Source organism: Pyxidicoccus sp. M6 (genome assembly GCF_055568925.1).
The window spans coordinates 4402274-4419143 of the sequence record NZ_CM145714.1; the positions used below are offsets into that span (position 1 = coordinate 4402274).

Sequence of the window (16870 nt, forward strand, 5' to 3'; positions counted from 1 at the left end):
GAGAATGGTGAACCTCAACACCCTCAAGAAGATGGACAAGGACGACCTGCTGCACCTCATCGGCCTGGAGACGCGCCGCGACACGACGGAGCAAATCCTCCCGGTGCTGGGCGCCTTCGCGGCCGGCATCCTGGTGGGCGCGGGACTGGGGCTGCTGCTCGCGCCGAAGCGGGGCACCGAGCTTCGGGATGACCTGCGGCAGCGGCTGGCCAGCGGCCAGGAGTACCTGTCCAACGCCGTGGGCCGCGTCGCCGAGACGGCCCAGCAGCAGGGCGTGCCGTCGAACCGCACGACCTGATTTCGAGCGGACGGCTGTCTGCATGTGAGGGCCTCCATCCAGCAGCGGATGGGGGCCTTCTCGTTGCGGGGCGGTTAGAGTCGAGCGCGTGAGTGACACGAATCAGGGCGGGATGTCGCGGCTGCCCGGAGTGGAGTCCGCTTCCGGAGCGGGGCCGGATGCCGCGCTGGCGCGGCTGCGTGCGCTGGAGACGCTCGAGTCCGGCTACGAGGCGTGGCTGGAGCTGAAGCTGGACCACGCCGCCTTCCGCGCGCGCCTGCGCGACGAGCGCGAGCGGTTGGACCAGCAGGGCTCCTTCCTTCTCGGGGCCGTGCGCGCCGCGGGCCTGGTGCCGCCGTCGACTCCGGAGGGCCCGGGCCTCGTCCCGTCCGCGCCGTCCGCCGGTGACTTCGTCCGCGACGCCGAGGCGAAGCTGGCCACCACCCGTGAGGCCCTGGCGAAGCGCGAGGGCGAAGCCGAGGCCCGCTACGACGCGGCCTTCGCGGAGATTCGCGCCACGCTCGAGGACCGCATCCAGCGTCACCTGGCCGTGAGCCGCCCGCGCCTCACGCTGCTGCTGCGCCGCGTGGGCACGGAGCGCTCCATCCTCCACGTGGAGCGCGTGTCCGGGGACACGCCCGTGCTGCTGTGCTTCCTCTTCAGCGGGCGCATTCCGTCGCGCCACGGCTTCCTCCTGGACGACTCCACGGAGGACGTGGCGCTTCCGCCCGCGCCCCTCTATCCCGACGAGGGCGTGGACCCGGCCCAGGTGCGCCCGGACGCGGTGGGCCTGGAGGCGCGGCTGCGAGGGTCCGGGGAGGTGGTGCCGCTGAAGGGCTTCCTGCCCGTGTTCGTCCCTCGCCCGGGCGGAGGTGAGGACTTCTTCCGCCTCCTGCAGCGCGGGGCCGTGCTGGAGGTGGAGGTCGCGGAAGGGGTGGCCTTCCGCAACGTCCTCGCCCGCGAGGAGGCGGAGCGCTTCGCGGGACACCTCCTGCGCCTCAAGCTCGAAGGGAGAATCGACCTGGAGCTCGAGGCGGGCTGAAGTGGGCGTTCAGCGCGTGCGCACCACGCCGACCTCGGCGGTGCCCGCCAGGAGCGCGCTGCCGAGGAACAGGTTGTCGGACTCGGCTCCACCCATGCGCACGGCCTGGAAGATGACGAGGTACGTCTTGTTCGCCTCGGGGAACGCGGTGCCCGGAATCGTCACGCGCGCCTCGCGGTACGGGCCCGGCAGGCCCACGAGCTGGAGGAACTGCACCGGCGTCTGCGGCACGTTGGTGTACGTGGGCTCGCCCTGCGAGCCGTCCGCGCTCAGCGGCACCACCGTGACGAAGCCCAGCGTGCGGTCCTGGCCCTCGGGCACCGCCGCGCGGTCGAACGTCAGCTGCGCCTTCGCGTCGAGGCGCACGAAGCCCTCGGGCGGGTGGAAGGTGGCGATGGTCTCCTTCACCGGCGCGTTCTCCACCTCGCCCACGTAGCGCGTACCACCCTGAGAGGCGATGAACTGGTACGTCGCGCCGGACTGGTACTGGAAGCCCTCCTCGCCCACGCTGGTGCGGCTGTAGCTGCCCGAGCCGTCCTCCGTCAGCGTCGTGGCCTGCCCGCCCGACGGCTGCACCGAGACGGACGCGCCCGACACGCCCGACGGCTGCGAGTTCTCCCCGGAGCGCGTGCCCAGGAACACCACGGCCGCCGTCTGCGCGGGCAGCGAGATGACGTCACCGCCATCCGGGCCGAACGTGCCGGCGTCGTAGCCCGCCATCGCGGAGGCGGAGATGTCCACCTGCGGCGTGGCGAGCAGGGTGCCGACCATGACGTGGTCGGCGGCGAGCTGGTTCCCCGTCTTCTCCAGGTCGCAGGCCAGGGGAGCGAGGGAGGAGGCGGCGAGGGCAACGGACAGCAGCAAACGTTTCATCGGTGTCTTCCAGGGATGCGACAGGAGCGGCGAGCATAGCAGGGGCCGATGACGGCGCCCTCGCGGGGGCCGGAGTCGGGGTATCCTCCGGGCTCCCGTGCAAGGTCACCGTGTCCACTCCGCAGGCCGGCGCTTCCTCAAGCGGCTCGGCGTCTCGCTCCTGATGGCGGTCAGCTTCGGCTGCGTGCTGGGCCTGATGGTCTACCTGCGCGCGCCCGGGCTGGCCGAGCGCAGGGACGATGACACGGGCTGGTCACTCTCCTCCGCCTTCGATGCCACGCAGGCGTGGCTCGACGGGTGGGAGCGCGTCTCGTACGACTGGCGCGTGCGCGAGCTGGGCGAGCGCAGCGAGCGGCCGGACGAGGCGGTGGTGGTGGCCATCGACGACGAGACGCTCGCCGAGGCCCGGCAGGACGACCGGCCAGGCGTCGCCACGCAGCCATGGCCCCGCCAGTTGGTGGGCGGCATGGTGCACCGGCTGGTGGAAGAGGGCGCCCTGCTGGTGCTGGTGGACCTGCCCTTCACGGAGCTGAGCCCCAACTCCTGCGTGGACCCCCGGCTGGCCCCCCAGCCCGCGCCCAATGACGACGCCGCCTTCCGCGCGCTGCTGGACCGCGACTCCGGCCGCGCGCTCCTGTCCTTCTCCTGGGAGTCCCAGGGGCCCCGCGTGCTGCCGCCCGCCAACCGCCTGTGGCCGTACCGCGCGAAGCTGGGCAGCTATGCCACGCCCGCCGAGGCCCGCACGCGCGCGCAGGCCGTGCTCGCCGTGCAGCGCCCCGCGTTCCTCATCCCCAATGGCAATCAGGTGGAGGTGTGGGGCGGCGCCACCGACGAGGCGGACGGCCATGCCCTGGGCATCCGCCTGGGCGTGAGCTCCGCAGTGGTCGAGGAGCGCCGCGCCGCCGACGACGCCTGGCGCGTGGGCCCCACGGACCTCTTCGTGTCGCTGGCGGAGGTGCAGGTGGAGGGGCTGGACCCGTCGAAGCTGCTGGAGGTGCGCCACCTCCAGCACCCGGTGGCCCCGCTGATGGGCGGAGGCAGCGGCTATGGCTCCGTCACGCTGCCGGCGGACCCGGACGGAGTGGTGCGCGCCATTCCCCAGCTCGTGGCGTACACCGTGCGCGGGCAGCGGCACGTGTTGCCCTCGCTGCCGCTCGCCGCGGCCATGCGCCTGGCTGGTACGCGCACGCTGCGCTACGCGGACGGACTGCTGCACGTGGGCGACGCGTACGCGGTGCCCATGGACGCGTCGGGCTTCAGCCTGGTGCGCTGGGACGCGCCCACCGCGGGCCGGGGCTCTCGCGGCTCGCTGGCGCGCTCCATCCGCGCGTGGAACGTGCTGCTCAACGTCTTCGACGTGGCGGGCGAGCGGCCGGCGCGCTTCGACAACGACCTGGAGGGCCGCACCGTCGTCCTCACGCGCACGGCGGGGGAGGGCGGCCACCTGCTGGCGACGCCCATCGGCCCGGAGACGCCGGGCGGCGCCATCCTCGGACAGGCGCTGGCCAACATCCTCCGCTCGCAGGGCATCTCCCGGGCGACACCGGACACGGACCTGATGCTCACCGTGGGCCTGGCCTTCTCGGGGGCCTTCCTCGCGCTGTCGCTCAGCTTCCTCCTGCGCTCGGTGCGCGGCGCGGTGCTGTACGTGGGCATCCTCGTCGCGGCCGCCGCGGGCTACACGGCGGTGGCTGGCTATGTCTTCATCGAGCAGCGGTTGTGGATTGCCATGGCCGGCCCGCTGCTGGCCATGGTGGGCGCCTTCGTCGTCACGCTCCTCTACGCCTTCAGCACCGAGAACGAGGTGCGCGACTTCGTGCAGAACGCGCTCGGCCGCTACGTCAGCCCCGAGGTGGCGCGGCTGGTGACGCGTGACTTGAACCTGATGCGGCCCGAGCGCCGCAAGATGTCCGTGTACATCTGCGACATCGAGGGCTTCACGCGCCTGTCGGAGGGCATGTCCCCGGAGCAGCTCGTGGGGCTCTTCAACGAGTACCTCACGGAGATGGCCGCGGTGGTGCGCTCCACGGCGGGGCAGGTGGACAAGTACATCGGCGACTCCGTCATGGCCTTCTGGGGCGCGCCGGTGCGCACGGACCGGCACGCGCACCTGGCCTGCGAGGCGGCGCTGAAGCTGCGCGCGGTGCTCGCGGAGAAGCAGGACGCGTGGGAGAAGAAGTTCGGCCGCCGCCTGAGCTTCCGCGCCGGCATCGACACCGGCGAGGTGGTGGTGGGCGACATGGGCAGCCAGCTCAAGTCCAACTACACCGTGCTCGGTGACGCGGTGGGGCTGGCCGCGCGGCTGGAGTCCGTCAACAAGGTGTACGGCACCTGGGTGCTGGTGGGGGACGCCACCGCGCAGATGGCGAGCGACAGCTACGTGTTCCGCATGGTGGACCACGTGCGCTTCAAGGGGCGCTCGCAGCCGGTGCGTGTCCACGAGTTGTTCGGGCGGCGCGGCGAAATCACCCCGCGCATGCAGGAGCAGCTCGCCCTCCACGAGCAGGCCCTCACCGCGTACCACCAGCGCCGCTTCGCGGAGGCCCACGTCCTCTTCGAGCGCGCCAGCATGGACTTCAAGGACACCGTCGCCGCCGTCTACGTGGCCCGCTGCGCGCGCTTCCTCGTGACGCCGCCGCCCGCGGACTGGGACGGCGTGCACGGCCTGGAGGACCCGGGGCCCACCGCCACCGCGGCGTGAGGCGGAGGGGCCCGGCCGGCCCACGAGCACGGGCCGCACGCGACGGCGGAAACTCAGTCCTCGCCGGAGTCCGGCTGGCCGAAGAGCTCCTTCACCGGCGCGTCCCTGGCGATGTGCTCCTCCACCACGCGCCGCATCTTCTCCGGCGTCATGTGCGAGTAGTACACCTCGCCCGGCCAGCCCATGAGCTGGTAGTCCTCGGGGGACAGCGGGTCCCTCTTGCGGCCCGTGTCCTCGCGCACGACGACGTTGGGGCCCATGTGGCAGAAGCCGTAGCAGCCGCCCCGGTACAGCTCGCAGCGCGGCACCAGCTTCCCGGAGGACAGCGCGTCCCTCGCCTCGGCGTACACGGCGTCCGCTCCGTTCGCCTTGCAGCTCGAGCCCTTGCACACCGACAGCCGGTAACGCTTCATGGGTGGCTCCACCCTACGGAGTCCCGGTGGTGTCGAAAAGCAGACGGGCGCCGGCACACCACGGCCGCCTGTACACCGCACGGGCCCGGGAGACGGCCGTCCTCGCGCGTGGCGCCAAGTGCATTGAAGAGCTTCATCGTCACCACCTGCACCCCGAAAAGGCACCGGCCCGCCTTTCCGCTGCGGGAGCGGAGGGCGGGCCGGCAGTCACAGAGCCCTACGGGCTCGTGAGGAAGTCGGATCTACTTGAGGAACTTCGTCACCTGGATGGGACCCTGCTGCGTCACCACCGTCTGGCCGTGGCCGCCCGTCTGGGCGCCCGAGGTGGCCTTGCCGTGGCCGCCGTGGCCGTGGCCCGCGCCGAGCTGGCCGTGCTGCGGCAGCTTCAGCTCCACCAGGCCCTCGCCGATGCGCGTGTGGGCCTCCTTGTGCACGTGGTGCGGCTCCTCGGAGCCCTCGCGCTTGTTCCACGGGTCCGAGGGGTGCGACACCGCCGGCCCCTTCAGCAGCTTGGGGATGTCGTACACGAAGTTCTGCCGCGTGTACTCCGGAGGGGTGTGCGTGTACGTGTCCATGCGGATGGCGTCCTTGGGGCACGCATCCACGCACAGGCCGCAGACGATGCAGCGCAGCTCGTCGATGACGAACTGGGTGGGGAACTTCTCGATGACGCGCGACTCGCCCTCGGCCGACGTCTCCTCGTACTCACCCGCCTCGATGTAGATGCACTGCGCGGGGCAGATGGTGGCGCACATGTAGCAGGCCACGCAGCGGGGCTTGCCGTCCTCGCGCGGAACCAGCCGGTGCAGCCCGCGGTAGCCCTCGGGGTAGATGGGCTTCTCCTCGGGGTACTCCACCGTCGTCATCAGGCTGGTGCCCGTGCGGTCCACCACCGACGTGTTCGTGTCGCGCGTGCCGAAGAGGTTGCGGAAGAAGTGCTTCGCGGTGATGCCCAGGCCGCGCAGCAGCTCGGGCACGTACGCCCGCTCGCGGATGTCGGTACGCGGGTCCTTGGTTACCTTGACGGCCATGATGATGTTCTCGATTCCCGGTATGCCTGGAGCGCGAGTGGGAGGCTAGTGGGTGGAGGCGTGAGCCGCGCCGTGCGCCGCATGCGCGCCGGCCGGCAGCCCGTGCCCGTGGTCGTCATGTCCGTGGCCGCCGTGAGCACCATGCGCCCCATGCGCACCGCCCTCGGCCGGCGCCTTCTGCGTCATCGTCAGCACCACGAAGAACGCAATCTCCAGCAGGCCGACAATCGCCAGCGTCCGCAGGGACGGATCCCACAGCACCAGCGCGCCGCTGACGAAGACATTCACCAGGCCCATGGGCAGGAGGATCTTCCAGCCCAGCGCCTGAATCTGGTCGTAGCGGAAGCGGGGGAACGTCCAGCGGATGAGCAGCTGCACCCAGATGAGGAAGAGCACCTTCACCCAGAACACGGTGCCGAGGATGGCGCCGTAGAGCCAGCCGTGCTCCTGCATCGCGGGCAGGCTCGCCAGCCACTCGCCGCCGAAGGGCAGGTGGTGGCCGCCGAAGAAGAGCGCCGTCGTCACGCCGGCCAGCACCACGACCTCCACGAACTCGGAGATCATGAAGAGGCCGAACTTCATGCCGGAGTACTCCACGAAGTAGCCGATGATTTCGGACTCGCCTTCCGGCAGGTCGAACGGGGCGCGCTTGGTCTCCGCGAAGGACGCGGCGAAGAAGCCGAGGAAGCCCAGCGGCTGCAGGAAGATGCCCCACGCCGGCAGGCCCAGGTCGAAGCCGCCGTCGGTGCGCCACAGGTACTGCGCCTGGCCGGTGCCGGCGACGGCCGCGGAGCCCAGCTCACCGACGATGGCGGGGAGCTGCACGGAGGAGAAGGCGAGGAACAGGCCCACCAGCGACAGGCCCAGCGCCACCTCGTACGAAATCATCTGCGACGTGGCGCGCACGCCGCCCAGCAGCGCGAACTTGTTGTTGGAGGCCCAGCCCGCCAGCGCCGTGCCGTAGACGGCCAGCGAGGCGATGGCGAGCACGTACAGCATGCCGAAGTCCGGCGTGGCCACCACCATGTCCACCGTGTGCCCGAGGACCTTCACCGTCGGGCCGGCGGGGACGACGGCGAAGAGCGCGAACACCGGGGCGAAGGCGAGGATGGGGCCCAGGTTGAACAGGAAGCGGTTGGCCGTCCCCGGGATGAAGTCCTCCTTCGTCAGCATCTTGAGGACGTCGGTGAGGATGTGCGGCAGGCCGCCCAGCGCGCGGTTCTTCAGGCCGGGCAGGCCGATGCGCGCGCGGTTGGGACCCACGCGGTCCTGGATGAACGCGCTCCACTTGCGCTCCGCCATCGTGAGGAGCGTGGCGATGATCATCACGAAGACGAGGATGAGGAAGATGATGTTCGTCAGCCGGCTGGCGCCGGTGAACAGCTTCTCCTCGGCCAGTCCGCCCACGGCATACGCCGCCGCCGAGACGCCGAACATGGCGGCGACGATGGTGAAGATGGCGGTGAGGATGGTCAGTACGCGGCTCATGATTTACATACCCCTCACTCGAGGCGTACCGAACTCGCGGTACCCCGGAGGACGCCCGTCGGCGCCAGCAGGCAGCGGGTTGATGCCCGGCTTCTCCCGGTCCGGCGGAGAGGCCTTGTCCCAGTTGAACTCGGCGAAAGCGGCCACCTTGCCGGCCAGCTCGCGCCACACGTCGCGCGCGGACGCCCAGGCGGCCTCGCCGCCCAGCTCACGCGTCAGCTCCGCGGCCCAGCGCCAGTGGGGCACCACGTCGCCCTTGGGCGGGTAGGCCTTGCGGAAGCGCTGGATGATGCCGTCCAGGTTGACGAAGGAGCCCTCGTCCTCCACGTGCACGGAGGCCGGCAGCAGCACCGTGGCCTGCGTGGTGATGGGGGACTCGTTGAAGGCCTGCGCCACGAAGACCTCCAGGCCGGCCACGGCCTGCGCGAAGGCCGCCGCGTCGCCCGGCACCTCCGTGCCGATGGCGTACAGCGCCTTCACCCGGCCCGCGCCCACCGCGGAGGACAGCGCGTCGAAGGACTCCAGCTTCAGCCCCAGGCCCTGGGCGATGAGCTCCAGGCCCTTGCGGTTGGGGTTCTTGTCCGCCGTCATCAGGAAGTGGTCCGCGGCGCCCTGCGGACGGCCGCCCACGTACACCGTGGACACGCCCAGCGTGGCCTTGGCGAAGGTGAGGCCCGCCAGCAGGTCCTCGTTGGAGGCCACCGGGGACGCCAGCACCGCGAGCTGCCCGCTGCCCACCAGCGGCTTGAGCGCCTTGGCCGCGGCCTGCACCGCCTCCTTGCGCGTCACCACCGGCTCGGCCTCGCCGGCCTTGCCCGTGCGGCGGCCCACCTGCGGCCGGAGCGCACGCTCCAGGTTGAGGTACTTGTACGAGAGCCGGCCCTGGTCGCACATCCAGCTCTTGTTGACGGCCTCGTTCTCACGCGGGCGGTAGCGGTAGGTGTCCTGCGACATCCAGTCCGCGTAGGTGGTGCAGCCGCGCGAGCAGCCGGTGCACACCGACGGGGTGGCGGACAGGAACCACGCGCGCGCCTTGAAGCGGAAGTCGCGGCTGAGCAGCGCGCCCACCGGGCACACGTCCACGGTGTTCAGCGAGTAGTTGCTGTCCAGCTCGCTGCCGGGGAACACGTCGATGCGCTCGTGGCTGCCGCGGCCGAACACGCCGAGCTGCGGCTCCTTGGCCACCTCGTTCATCACGCGCACGCAGCGGGTGCACATGATGCAGCGCTCCTGGTCCAGGACGACGCGGGGCCCCAGCACCTTGCGCTTGTTCTTCAGCGTCTTGCCGCCCTCCAGGCGCGAGGGGCGGTAGTCGTACTTCATGTAGTAGTCCTGCAGCTTGCACTCACCGGCCTGGTCGCAGATGGAGCAGTCGACCGGGTGGTTGAGCAGCAGGAACTCCATCACCGCGCGCTGCTGCTCCTTCACCTTGGGCGTGGTGGTCTTGATGACCACGCCCTCGGCGAGCGGCGTCTGGCACGCGGGCACCAGCTTGGGGGCGTTGGACGCCTCGATGAGGCAGATGCGGCAGTTGGCCGCGATGGAGAGGCGCGGGTGGTAGCAGTAGTACGGAATCTCCGAGCCGACCGTCTTGGCCGCCTCGATCATGTTCGTCCCCGGCTTCACGACGACTTCCTTGCCGTCGATGGTGCAGGTGACGAAGCCCGGATTCTTGGGCGCCGGCTTGGGCGGCGGACCGGCCGGGGGCGGCGGCTTGGGCGTGCCGGTGGGGCCGCTGGCGGCGGCGGGAGGCGTGTCGAGCTTCGCGCCTGCCGGCGGGTTGGACGGCTCGGGGCCAATCTTGGCCGCCGGGGTGTCGGTGGGCGCGCCCTTGGGAGGCGTCTGCGCATCACCGGTGGGCTTCTTCGTGTCGTTGTCGCTCACTGCTCGACCTCGCCGCCGATCATGTTGATGGTGTCGAAAGTGGGGATGAGGTCCGCCAGCATCTTGCCTTCGATGATGTGCGGCACCGCCGCGAGGACGGGGAAGCCCGGGGCGCGCACGTGGACCTTGTACGGACGGCCGCGGCCGTCGCTCACGATGTACCAGCCCAGCTCGCCGTTGGACGCCTCGGTGGAGTCGTAGACCTCGCCGGGGGGCACCTGGATGCCCTCCATCACCAGCTTGAAGTGGGACATCACGCCCTCGATGGTGCCGTAGACCTCGGGCTTGGGCGGCAGGGCGATGCGCCAGTCATCCACGATGATGGGGCCGGCGGGGATGGTGTCCATGGCCTGGCGCAGGATGCGGATGGACTGCTGCATCTCCTCGAGGCGGACGAGGTAGCGGTCGTAGTTGTCGCCGTGCTCGCCCACCGGGACGTCGAAGTCGAACCGGTCATAGACCCAGTACGGCTTCGCCTTGCGGATGTCATAGTTGACGCCGCAGGCGCGCAGGGCGGGGCCCGTGTAGCCGAAGTCGATGGCGTCCTCGGCGGAGATGACGCCGGTGCCCTTGGTGCGGTCCACGAAGATGCGGTTGCGCGTGAGCAGCGCATCCATCTCCTGGATGAGCTCCTCGCCGCGGTCCAGCGACTTGCGAAGCTTCTCCACCCAGCCGTCCGGCAGGTCGCGGTTGATGCCACCCACGCGGCCGAAGCTGGTGGTGAGGCGGGCGCCCGTCAGCTCGGCGGTGCGGTCAAAGAGCAGCTCGCGGAACTCCATGGCGAGGAGGAACGGCGCGAAGCCGCCCATCTCCAGGCCGGTGGCGCCCACGCACGTCAGGTGGTCCGTCAGCCGGTGCACCTCGGAGCCGATGACGCGGATGTACTTGGCGCGCTCGGGAATCTCGAGGCCGATGAGCTTCTCCACGGCGTTGAGGAACCCGAAGTTGTTCATCATCGCGGACAGGTAGTTGAGCCGGTCCGTGTAGGGCAGGCACTGCGTCCACGTGACGTTCTCGCAGCTCTTCTGGAAGCCGCGGTGGAGGAAGCCGATCTCCGGGTCGATCTTGACGATGGTCTCACCCTCGAGCTCCACCTTGAGCCGCACGGTGCCGTGCGTGGCGGGGTGAGAGGGGCCCATGTTGATGACCATGCGCTTGGTCTGGAGGTGGGACTCCAGCTCCGACTCGTGGGCGTACGCGTCGGTGTCCGGGTTGGGGGCGTGGTCTTCGGGCTTGCCGTGGTCAGCCATGGTGTCCTCGAGAAGTGCGCTGGGCCGGGCGGGGCGTCAGGAGAGCCCGCTGGTGCCGGGGCCGCGGAAGATGTCCTTGATGGGGCGCTCGGGGATGAGCGGCTGCCGGTCGCGCAGCGCGTAGTCCTTGCGCAGGGGGTAGCCCTGGAACTCCTCGTACAGGAGGATGCGGCGGAGGTCCGGGTGGCCCTCGAAGCGGATGCCGTAGAAGTCGAAGGTGAGGCGCTCCCACCAGTTGGCGCCCTTGTAGAGCGACGACAGCGTGGGCACCACCGGGGCGTTCTCACCCACGCGCACCTTCAGGCGCACGTGCTCGTTCCGCTTGAGCGAGTAGAGGAAGTAGACGACCTCGAAGCGCGGGTCGTTCTCCGCGAGGTGCAGGCGGTCCACGGCGTCGATGGAGCCGAAGAGCTTGAACTCCAGCTCCGGGTCGTTCTTCAGGAAGGCCGCGACCTTCGGAAGAGCGTCCGCATGGACCACGGCCCAGGCGCCGCCGGTCCGGTCCACATAGCGCTCCACCACCGCCTCTGGGAGCTGGGCGGAGACCCTGTCCAACGCGAAAGTGCTCAAGGGGAACCCAATAGACTGAAGGGAGAAGAATTCGCGGCGTTATAAGGACCCCCGGAGGGGGGCGTCAACGTAAACCCTCAACCATGTAGGCCACTTAGGAGGCCCAGAAGCCCGAGTTGGGCGGGCGGGAGCCAGGAGGCCGTGCGGACCTCCCGTGCGGGAATGGATCACGGCGCCGCACCCACCGTGTCACCGAGGGGGACGGGGGCCGGGGAGGGGACGAAGGTGGCCACCGGCTGGCTCTTGCCGGGGACGGGGGCCTGGGTGACGGGCTCCCACCGGAAGCCCGCTCCGGCGCGCTCCCGGGTGGCCTGGGAGACGAGGACGGGGACGCCGGCCTTCTTGGTCAACCCCTCGATTCGACTGGCCAGGTTCACCGTGTCGCCGATGGCGGTGTACTCCAGGCGGCGGGTGACGGAGCCGATGTTGCCGAGGACGGCCAGGCCGGTGTGGACGCCCACGCCCATGCGCAGGCCGGGGGCGCCCCGGGCGGCGCGCTCGGCGTTGACGGCCTCCAGCTCCGCCACCATCTCCAGCGCGCAGCGGACGGCGTGGGCGGCATGGTCCGGGTCGTCCAGGGGGGCGCCGAAGTACACCATCAGCGCGTCCCCGATGAACTTGTCGAGCGTGCCGCCGTTGCGGAACACCACCTCCACCATGCGGCCGTAGTACTCGTTGAGGATGCCCACCACCTGCTCGGGGGGCAGGCGCTCGCTCAGGGCGGTGAAGTCCCGGATGTCCGCGAAGAGGACCGTCACCTCGCGCAACTCGGGGGCGAGCGAGGCCTGGTGCTGGAGGTGCTCAGCCACCCAGGGGGAGAAGTAGCGGCCGAGGCGGGCGCGCTTGAGCTCCTCCTCGGAGACGGCGGCGGACAGGGCGCGGATGCGGTTGAGCAGGTGCCGGGCCCCGGCGGCGGCCACGCCCAGCACCACCAGCGCGGCCACCTGGGCCCCCACGCCGATGCCGGCCTCGCGCTGGAGCCGCACCTCCGCGATGACGGCAATCGCCGTCACCACCAGCGTCACGGTGCGGCGCAGGGACAGGGCAGCCAGCACCACCAGCACGGCGTAGATGCCCAGCGTGAAGCCCGCCACGCCGCCGGGTGAGGGCGACACGGGGATGGCCAGGTGCTGGAGCCAGTACACCGCCGGCACGTCCACGAAGGCCAGCGAGAGGCCGGCCCACCTGGCGGCGCGGGGCGTGGCGAGCACGGCCACGGCGACGGCGGTGGTGAGCACCCAGTAGACGGAGAAGGTCTCCAGGTAGACTTCCCAGTCCTCCAGGCCTCGGAAGAGGCCCAGGTATGCCGACACGGCGAACAGGAGGGTGACGGCCACGAAGCGGATGGCCGACATCTGCCGGGCATTGCGCAGGCGCTCGGCGTCCAGCGCCCGGCTCACCGAGTCCTGGCTGCCCTCGAGCTGGCGGGCCCGCCCCGTCTGGCCCCACGGGCCCGGCCTGGTGGGTTGGTCACTCAAGCGCCCTCATCTTGCCTGCTCCCCCGCGACACGCACGTTTCGTGAAGCGCCGATGCGTCAACCGTAGCGTGGTTGTTGCAATCCGGGCATCGGGTGTAGACGCGGGCGCATGTCCGTCCCCTCCCTGTCCGGCACCCTCCGCCCCCTGCTGTGGCGCCTGCTGTCCGGCGCGGCGCTGGGACTGGGGCTCTTCGGGGCGGAGTCGTGGCTTCTCCTGAGCTCGGGTGTGGTGGGGGTGGACATCCCCGTGGAGGGTCCGTACGCGGCGCTGGCGGCGGCGGTGCGGCCGGTGGTGCCGGCCCTGCTGCTTCGCGTCGCGGCGGTGTACGCGGCGACGGGGGCGGTGCTGGCGCTGGCGGCCTTCGTGCTGGCGCGGGCGTGGGGGCCGGTGGAAGGGGCGGGTCTCGGGGCGCGGGCGTGGGGCCTGGGGCGGCGGGTGCTGATGGAGCTGGGCGAGGGGCTGGTGCTGCTGGGGCTGCTGGCATGGGGACATGCCATCTCCCGTCCCGCCCTCTTCGATGACCTGCCCGCGGTGCGGCCGCTGCTGGCGTGGCTGGTGGAGCACGGGCAGCCCTGGCATCCGCGAGCGGCGGCGGGGGCGTGGCTGCTGCTGCACGGCGTGCTCTTCGTGACGCGCTCCGGCGTCCCGAGGCGCCGGCTGGCGGTGGGGGCGGCGGTGGCGGGCATCTGCGCGCTGGCCTTCGCCGGGGCGGGGCGGTGGGGAGCAGGGGAGGCCCGGCATCCGCTGGTGGTGGTCATCGGCATCGACGCCTTCCGGCCGGACCGGCTGAAGTCGCAGGGCGGCACGGGCGAGGTGGCGCCGCACGTGGAGCGCTTCCTGGAGGACGCCACGCTCTTCACCCGTGCGTACACGTCCGTCGCCCAGACGGAGCCCGCGTGGCGCTCGCTGCTCACCGCGCGGTGGCCCCACACGACGGGCGTGCGCTACGCGCTGACGGCGGACTCGCGGATGCGCCTGCAGCCCACCTTCCCGCAGTCGTTCGCCCAGGCGGGCTGGCGCACGATGTTCGCCACGGACTGCTCGCGCTTCCACTTCGAGGGGCCGGCATCCGGCTTCGCCACGCGCTTGCAGCCGCCTCGCGGCGCGGTGAACTTCCTCCTGGAGAAGCTTCGCTACCGCGCGCTGGGTGTCTTCGCGGACCACGCGCTCGGGGCGGCGTGGGTGCCCGAGTTCATCGACAACCGCGCGCTGGCCGGCATCCACGACCCGATGGGCTACGCGGAGCGGCTCGCCTCCCGGCTGGTGGACGAGTCCCGCCAGGGCCCCACGCTGTTCGCCTTCCACGCCACCGCCGCGCACTTCCCGGGTGACCCGGTGCACCCCTTCTACCGGCGCTTCGTGCCGGCCTCCGAGCCGCTGGAGCGCCGCCTGCGCATGCACTTCGCCCCGGTGACGCCGGGCGCGAAGGGCGGGTGGCGCCGCGAGGGCGCGGAGGCGCTGTACGACGAGCTGCTCGCGCAGGCCGACGCGCAGGTGGGCGAGGTGCTGGACGCGCTCAGGCGCAGCGGGCGCTACGACGACGCGCTCATCGTCCTGCTGTCGGACCACGGCGAGAGCTTCCACGCGGACCGGCCGGACCTCGCGGGCGCAACGCCCGTGCACGGCGCGCGGCTGTCCGACGAGGAGTACCGCGTGCTGCTGGCCGTGAAGCCTTCGAAGGGTCGGGGCACCGGGCCGGCGGTGGTGGATGCGCTGGTGCGTCTGGTGGACGTGGGCCCCACGCTGCTGGACTTGTCCGGCCTGCCCGCGCTGCCAGAGGCGGACGGCGCGACGCTGGCGCCACTCTTGCGCGGCGGAACGCGGGCGACGCTGCCGCTCTACGCGGAGACGGGCTTCACCCACGTGCTGCCCGAGGTCTTCGACGCGGGGCACTGGCCCGGCGCGCCGCGCGCCTTCGACGCGTACCGCATCCGCCCCGACGGCGTGGTGGAGATGGGCGAGGAGGCCCACGCGGCCATCCTCCGCGAGAAGGACCGCGGCGCCTTCGACGGGAAGCGCTGGTGGGTGGACCGTCCACGCGCGGACGGAAGCGTGCTCCGCACGTGCGAGGGCGACTGTGAGGGCCTGGACGCCCATGCGCTGGAGGCGTGGCTGGACTCCGTGCAGGGCCTTACGCCGGAGGGCGGCTGGCGTAAGGTGGCGGGCCATGTCGACGACCCCAGACACACCGAGCCTCCAGGAACGCTACGCCCCCCACAACAGCTGCTTCGGCTGCGGGCCGGCCAACCCGATGGGCCTGCGAATCCGCAGCCGCGCGGAGGGTGACCTCGTAGTCGCGGACTGGACGCCCCTGGAGCACCACCAGGCGTTCCCCGGCGTCCTCAACGGCGGCATCATCGGCGCGCTGCTGGACTGCCACTGCAACTGGACGGCCGCGTACCACCTCATGAAGGCGCAGGGCGCGGAGTCCCCGCCCTGCACCGTCACCGCCGACTACGCGATTACCCTCAAGCGCCCCACGCCCATGTCCGGGCCGGTGCACCTGGAGGCGAAGCCAGTCGAGATTCAGGACGACCGCGCGGTGATTGAAGGCACGCTCACCGCGGGCGGGAAGGTGACGGCCACCTGCCGCGGCACCTTCGTCGCGGTGAAGCCCGGCCACCCCGCGTACCACCGCTGGTAGACGGCGCGCTCGCGCTGGAAAAGCCAGGGCCCCGGCGCCTCCGCTCTTTCGAGGGGAGGCACGCGGGGCCCTGTCACTACCGCGCGTGGGGCGCGTGAAAGCTTCGCTACTTGCCCATGGACAGCAGCAGGTCGTGCCGGGCGGCCGTGGGGTTCGGCTGCTCGCGGTCCGCGATGCGGTGGACCTGGTTGCCAATCTTGTCCTGGAGCAGCATCAGGCCGTCGAGCACCTGCTCGGGGCGCGGCGGGCAGCCGGGGATGTAGACGTCCACCGGGATGATGCGGTCGATGCCCTGGAGCACCGCGTAGTTGTCGTAGAAGCCGCCGGACGACGCGCAGACGCCGAAGGCCACCACCCACTTGGGCTCGGCCATCTGCTCGTAGACGCGCTTGAGGATGGGGGCCTGCTTCAGGTTGATGGTGCCCACCACCATGAGCAGGTCCGCCTGGCGCGGCGAGAAGCGGGGGAACTCGGCGCCGAAGCGCGAGATGTCGTGACGGCTGGCCGCCACGGACATGTACTCCATGCCGCAGCAGGCGGTGGCGTACGGGTAGGTGAAGAGGGAGTACTTGCGAGCCCAGCCCAGGCCCTTGGAGACCATGCGCTGGAAGAAGCCCATGGCCTCGTCGCGGCGGGTCGCCAGTACAGGAGCAATGTCGGTGTCAGCCATGATGTCTCAGCTCTCCCAGTCCAGGGCGCCCTTCTTCCAGATGTAGATGAGGCCCACGACGAGCGTCACCGCGAAGATCAGCATCTCCACGTACCCGAACCAGCCCAGCCACTTGAAGTTGACCGCCCAGGGGTAGAGGAACACCGCTTCGACGTCGAACACGATGAACAGTAGCGCCACGACGTAGAACTTCACCGCGAAGCGCTGGCGCGCCGGGCCGCTCGACTCGGAGCCGGCCTCGAAGCTGGTGGACTTGATGGCGCTCGGACGCCGGGGCCCCAGACGGGTGGTGATCTGGGGAATGAGCATCGCCATGCCGCCGGCCAGCAGCAGCACCACTGCCAGGGGCAGGTACGGCGAGAGTGGAGTGGGAGTCATCGCGCGCGGAACCTAATGACACCGGCCGCGCCATGTCAAAGGGAAACTCCCCCGGGGCGGCCCTCCAACCCCTTGAGATGACGGCGAAAAGCGGAGCTTGTCGGCCCGGCTCCTCCCCCGGGCGCCCCGGCCCGCCAGCGCCCGTCCGCTCGTGCACAGGGGAGGCGGGG

Annotated in this window: 15 protein-coding genes; 5 read left to right on the top strand and 10 right to left on the bottom strand. The window is 71.0% G+C overall.

Translation table 11 applies throughout. The annotated features are described in order from the left end of the window. The first annotated feature begins 4 nt into the window (after nt 1-4). Entirely contained in the window at nt 5-298 is a 294-nt protein-coding gene (locus ACVTJA_RS17570) for a YtxH domain-containing protein (RefSeq protein WP_465837551.1), read from the top strand. Nucleotides 299-386: 88 nt separating this feature from the next. Then, nucleotides 387-1319 (top strand): hypothetical protein, encoded by a 933-nt coding sequence (locus ACVTJA_RS17575; RefSeq protein ID WP_465837552.1) that lies wholly within the window; start codon nt 387-389, stop codon nt 1317-1319. Nucleotides 1320-1328: 9 nt separating this feature from the next. Here the strand turns inward: ACVTJA_RS17575 and ACVTJA_RS17580 are convergent, their stop codons facing one another. Beyond that, the gene (locus ACVTJA_RS17580; RefSeq protein WP_465837554.1) at nt 1329-2192 is read right to left on the bottom strand and encodes a hypothetical protein; all 864 of its coding nucleotides are present in this window, start codon (nt 2190-2192) and stop codon (nt 1329-1331) included. Nucleotides 2193-2355: 163 nt separating this feature from the next. Here ACVTJA_RS17580 and ACVTJA_RS17585 point away from each other — a divergent pair, with 163 nt between their 5' ends. After that, nucleotides 2356-4893 carry a CHASE2 domain-containing protein gene (locus tag ACVTJA_RS17585; protein ID WP_465840425.1) on the top strand — a complete coding sequence of 846 codons (2538 nt, stop codon included), beginning with the start codon at nt 2356-2358 and terminating at the stop codon, nt 4891-4893. A gap of 53 nt (nt 4894-4946) precedes the next feature. Here ACVTJA_RS17585 and ACVTJA_RS17590 read toward each other — a convergent pair whose 3' ends face one another. The 7 genes from ACVTJA_RS17590 to ACVTJA_RS17620 form a co-directional block, all read right to left on the bottom strand. Next, entirely contained in the window at nt 4947-5306 is a 360-nt protein-coding gene (locus ACVTJA_RS17590) for a (2Fe-2S) ferredoxin domain-containing protein (RefSeq protein ID WP_465837556.1), read from the bottom strand. 242 nt (nt 5307-5548) lie between these two features. Then, on the bottom strand, nt 5549-6337 hold the full coding sequence (locus ACVTJA_RS17595; protein WP_465837558.1) for a NuoI/complex I 23 kDa subunit family protein: 789 nt from the start codon (nt 6335-6337) through the stop codon (nt 5549-5551). 45 nt (nt 6338-6382) lie between these two features. After that, nucleotides 6383-7825, bottom strand: coding sequence for a complex I subunit 1/NuoH family protein (locus ACVTJA_RS17600; RefSeq protein WP_465837560.1), 1443 nt, complete (start codon nt 7823-7825; stop codon nt 6383-6385). Nucleotides 7826-7828: 3 nt separating this feature from the next. Further along, nucleotides 7829-9709: an NADH-quinone oxidoreductase subunit G gene (locus ACVTJA_RS17605; protein ID WP_465837561.1), complete on the bottom strand. Its 1881-nt coding sequence runs from the start codon at nt 9707-9709 to the stop codon at nt 7829-7831. Next, a complete protein-coding gene (gene nuoD, locus ACVTJA_RS17610; RefSeq protein WP_465837563.1) occupies nt 9706-10959 on the bottom strand; it encodes an NADH dehydrogenase (quinone) subunit D in 1254 nt (417 codons plus the stop codon). Before nuoD ends, ACVTJA_RS17605 begins: the two co-directional genes overlap by 4 nt. 36 nt (nt 10960-10995) lie before the next feature. Then, nucleotides 10996-11514 carry an NADH-quinone oxidoreductase subunit C gene (locus tag ACVTJA_RS17615; protein WP_465840427.1) on the bottom strand — a complete coding sequence of 173 codons (519 nt, stop codon included), beginning with the start codon at nt 11512-11514 and terminating at the stop codon, nt 10996-10998. A 182-nt stretch (nt 11515-11696) separates the two neighbouring features. Next, nucleotides 11697-13007 carry an adenylate/guanylate cyclase domain-containing protein gene (locus ACVTJA_RS17620; RefSeq protein WP_465837565.1) on the bottom strand — a complete coding sequence of 437 codons (1311 nt, stop codon included), beginning with the start codon at nt 13005-13007 and terminating at the stop codon, nt 11697-11699. A 109-nt stretch (nt 13008-13116) separates the two neighbouring features. Here ACVTJA_RS17620 and ACVTJA_RS17625 point away from each other — a divergent pair, with 109 nt between their 5' ends. Then, the gene (locus tag ACVTJA_RS17625; RefSeq protein ID WP_465837567.1) at nt 13117-15294 is read left to right on the top strand and encodes a sulfatase-like hydrolase/transferase; all 2178 of its coding nucleotides are present in this window, start codon (nt 13117-13119) and stop codon (nt 15292-15294) included. Continuing rightward, complete coding sequence (locus tag ACVTJA_RS17630) at nt 15260-15652, top strand: PaaI family thioesterase (protein ID WP_465837569.1); 393 nt, start codon at nt 15260-15262, stop codon at nt 15650-15652. Before ACVTJA_RS17625 ends, ACVTJA_RS17630 begins: the two co-directional genes overlap by 35 nt. Nucleotides 15653-15758: 106 nt before the next feature. Here the strand turns inward: ACVTJA_RS17630 and ACVTJA_RS17635 are convergent, their stop codons facing one another. Both ACVTJA_RS17635 and ACVTJA_RS17640 read right to left on the bottom strand, forming a co-directional pair. Next, complete coding sequence (locus ACVTJA_RS17635) at nt 15759-16322, bottom strand: NADH-quinone oxidoreductase subunit B (protein WP_163996993.1); 564 nt, start codon at nt 16320-16322, stop codon at nt 15759-15761. A 6-nt stretch (nt 16323-16328) separates the two neighbouring features. After that, nucleotides 16329-16700 (bottom strand): NADH-quinone oxidoreductase subunit A, encoded by a 372-nt coding sequence (locus ACVTJA_RS17640; RefSeq protein WP_465837571.1) that lies wholly within the window; start codon nt 16698-16700, stop codon nt 16329-16331. Nucleotides 16701-16870: the final 170 nt, after the last annotated feature.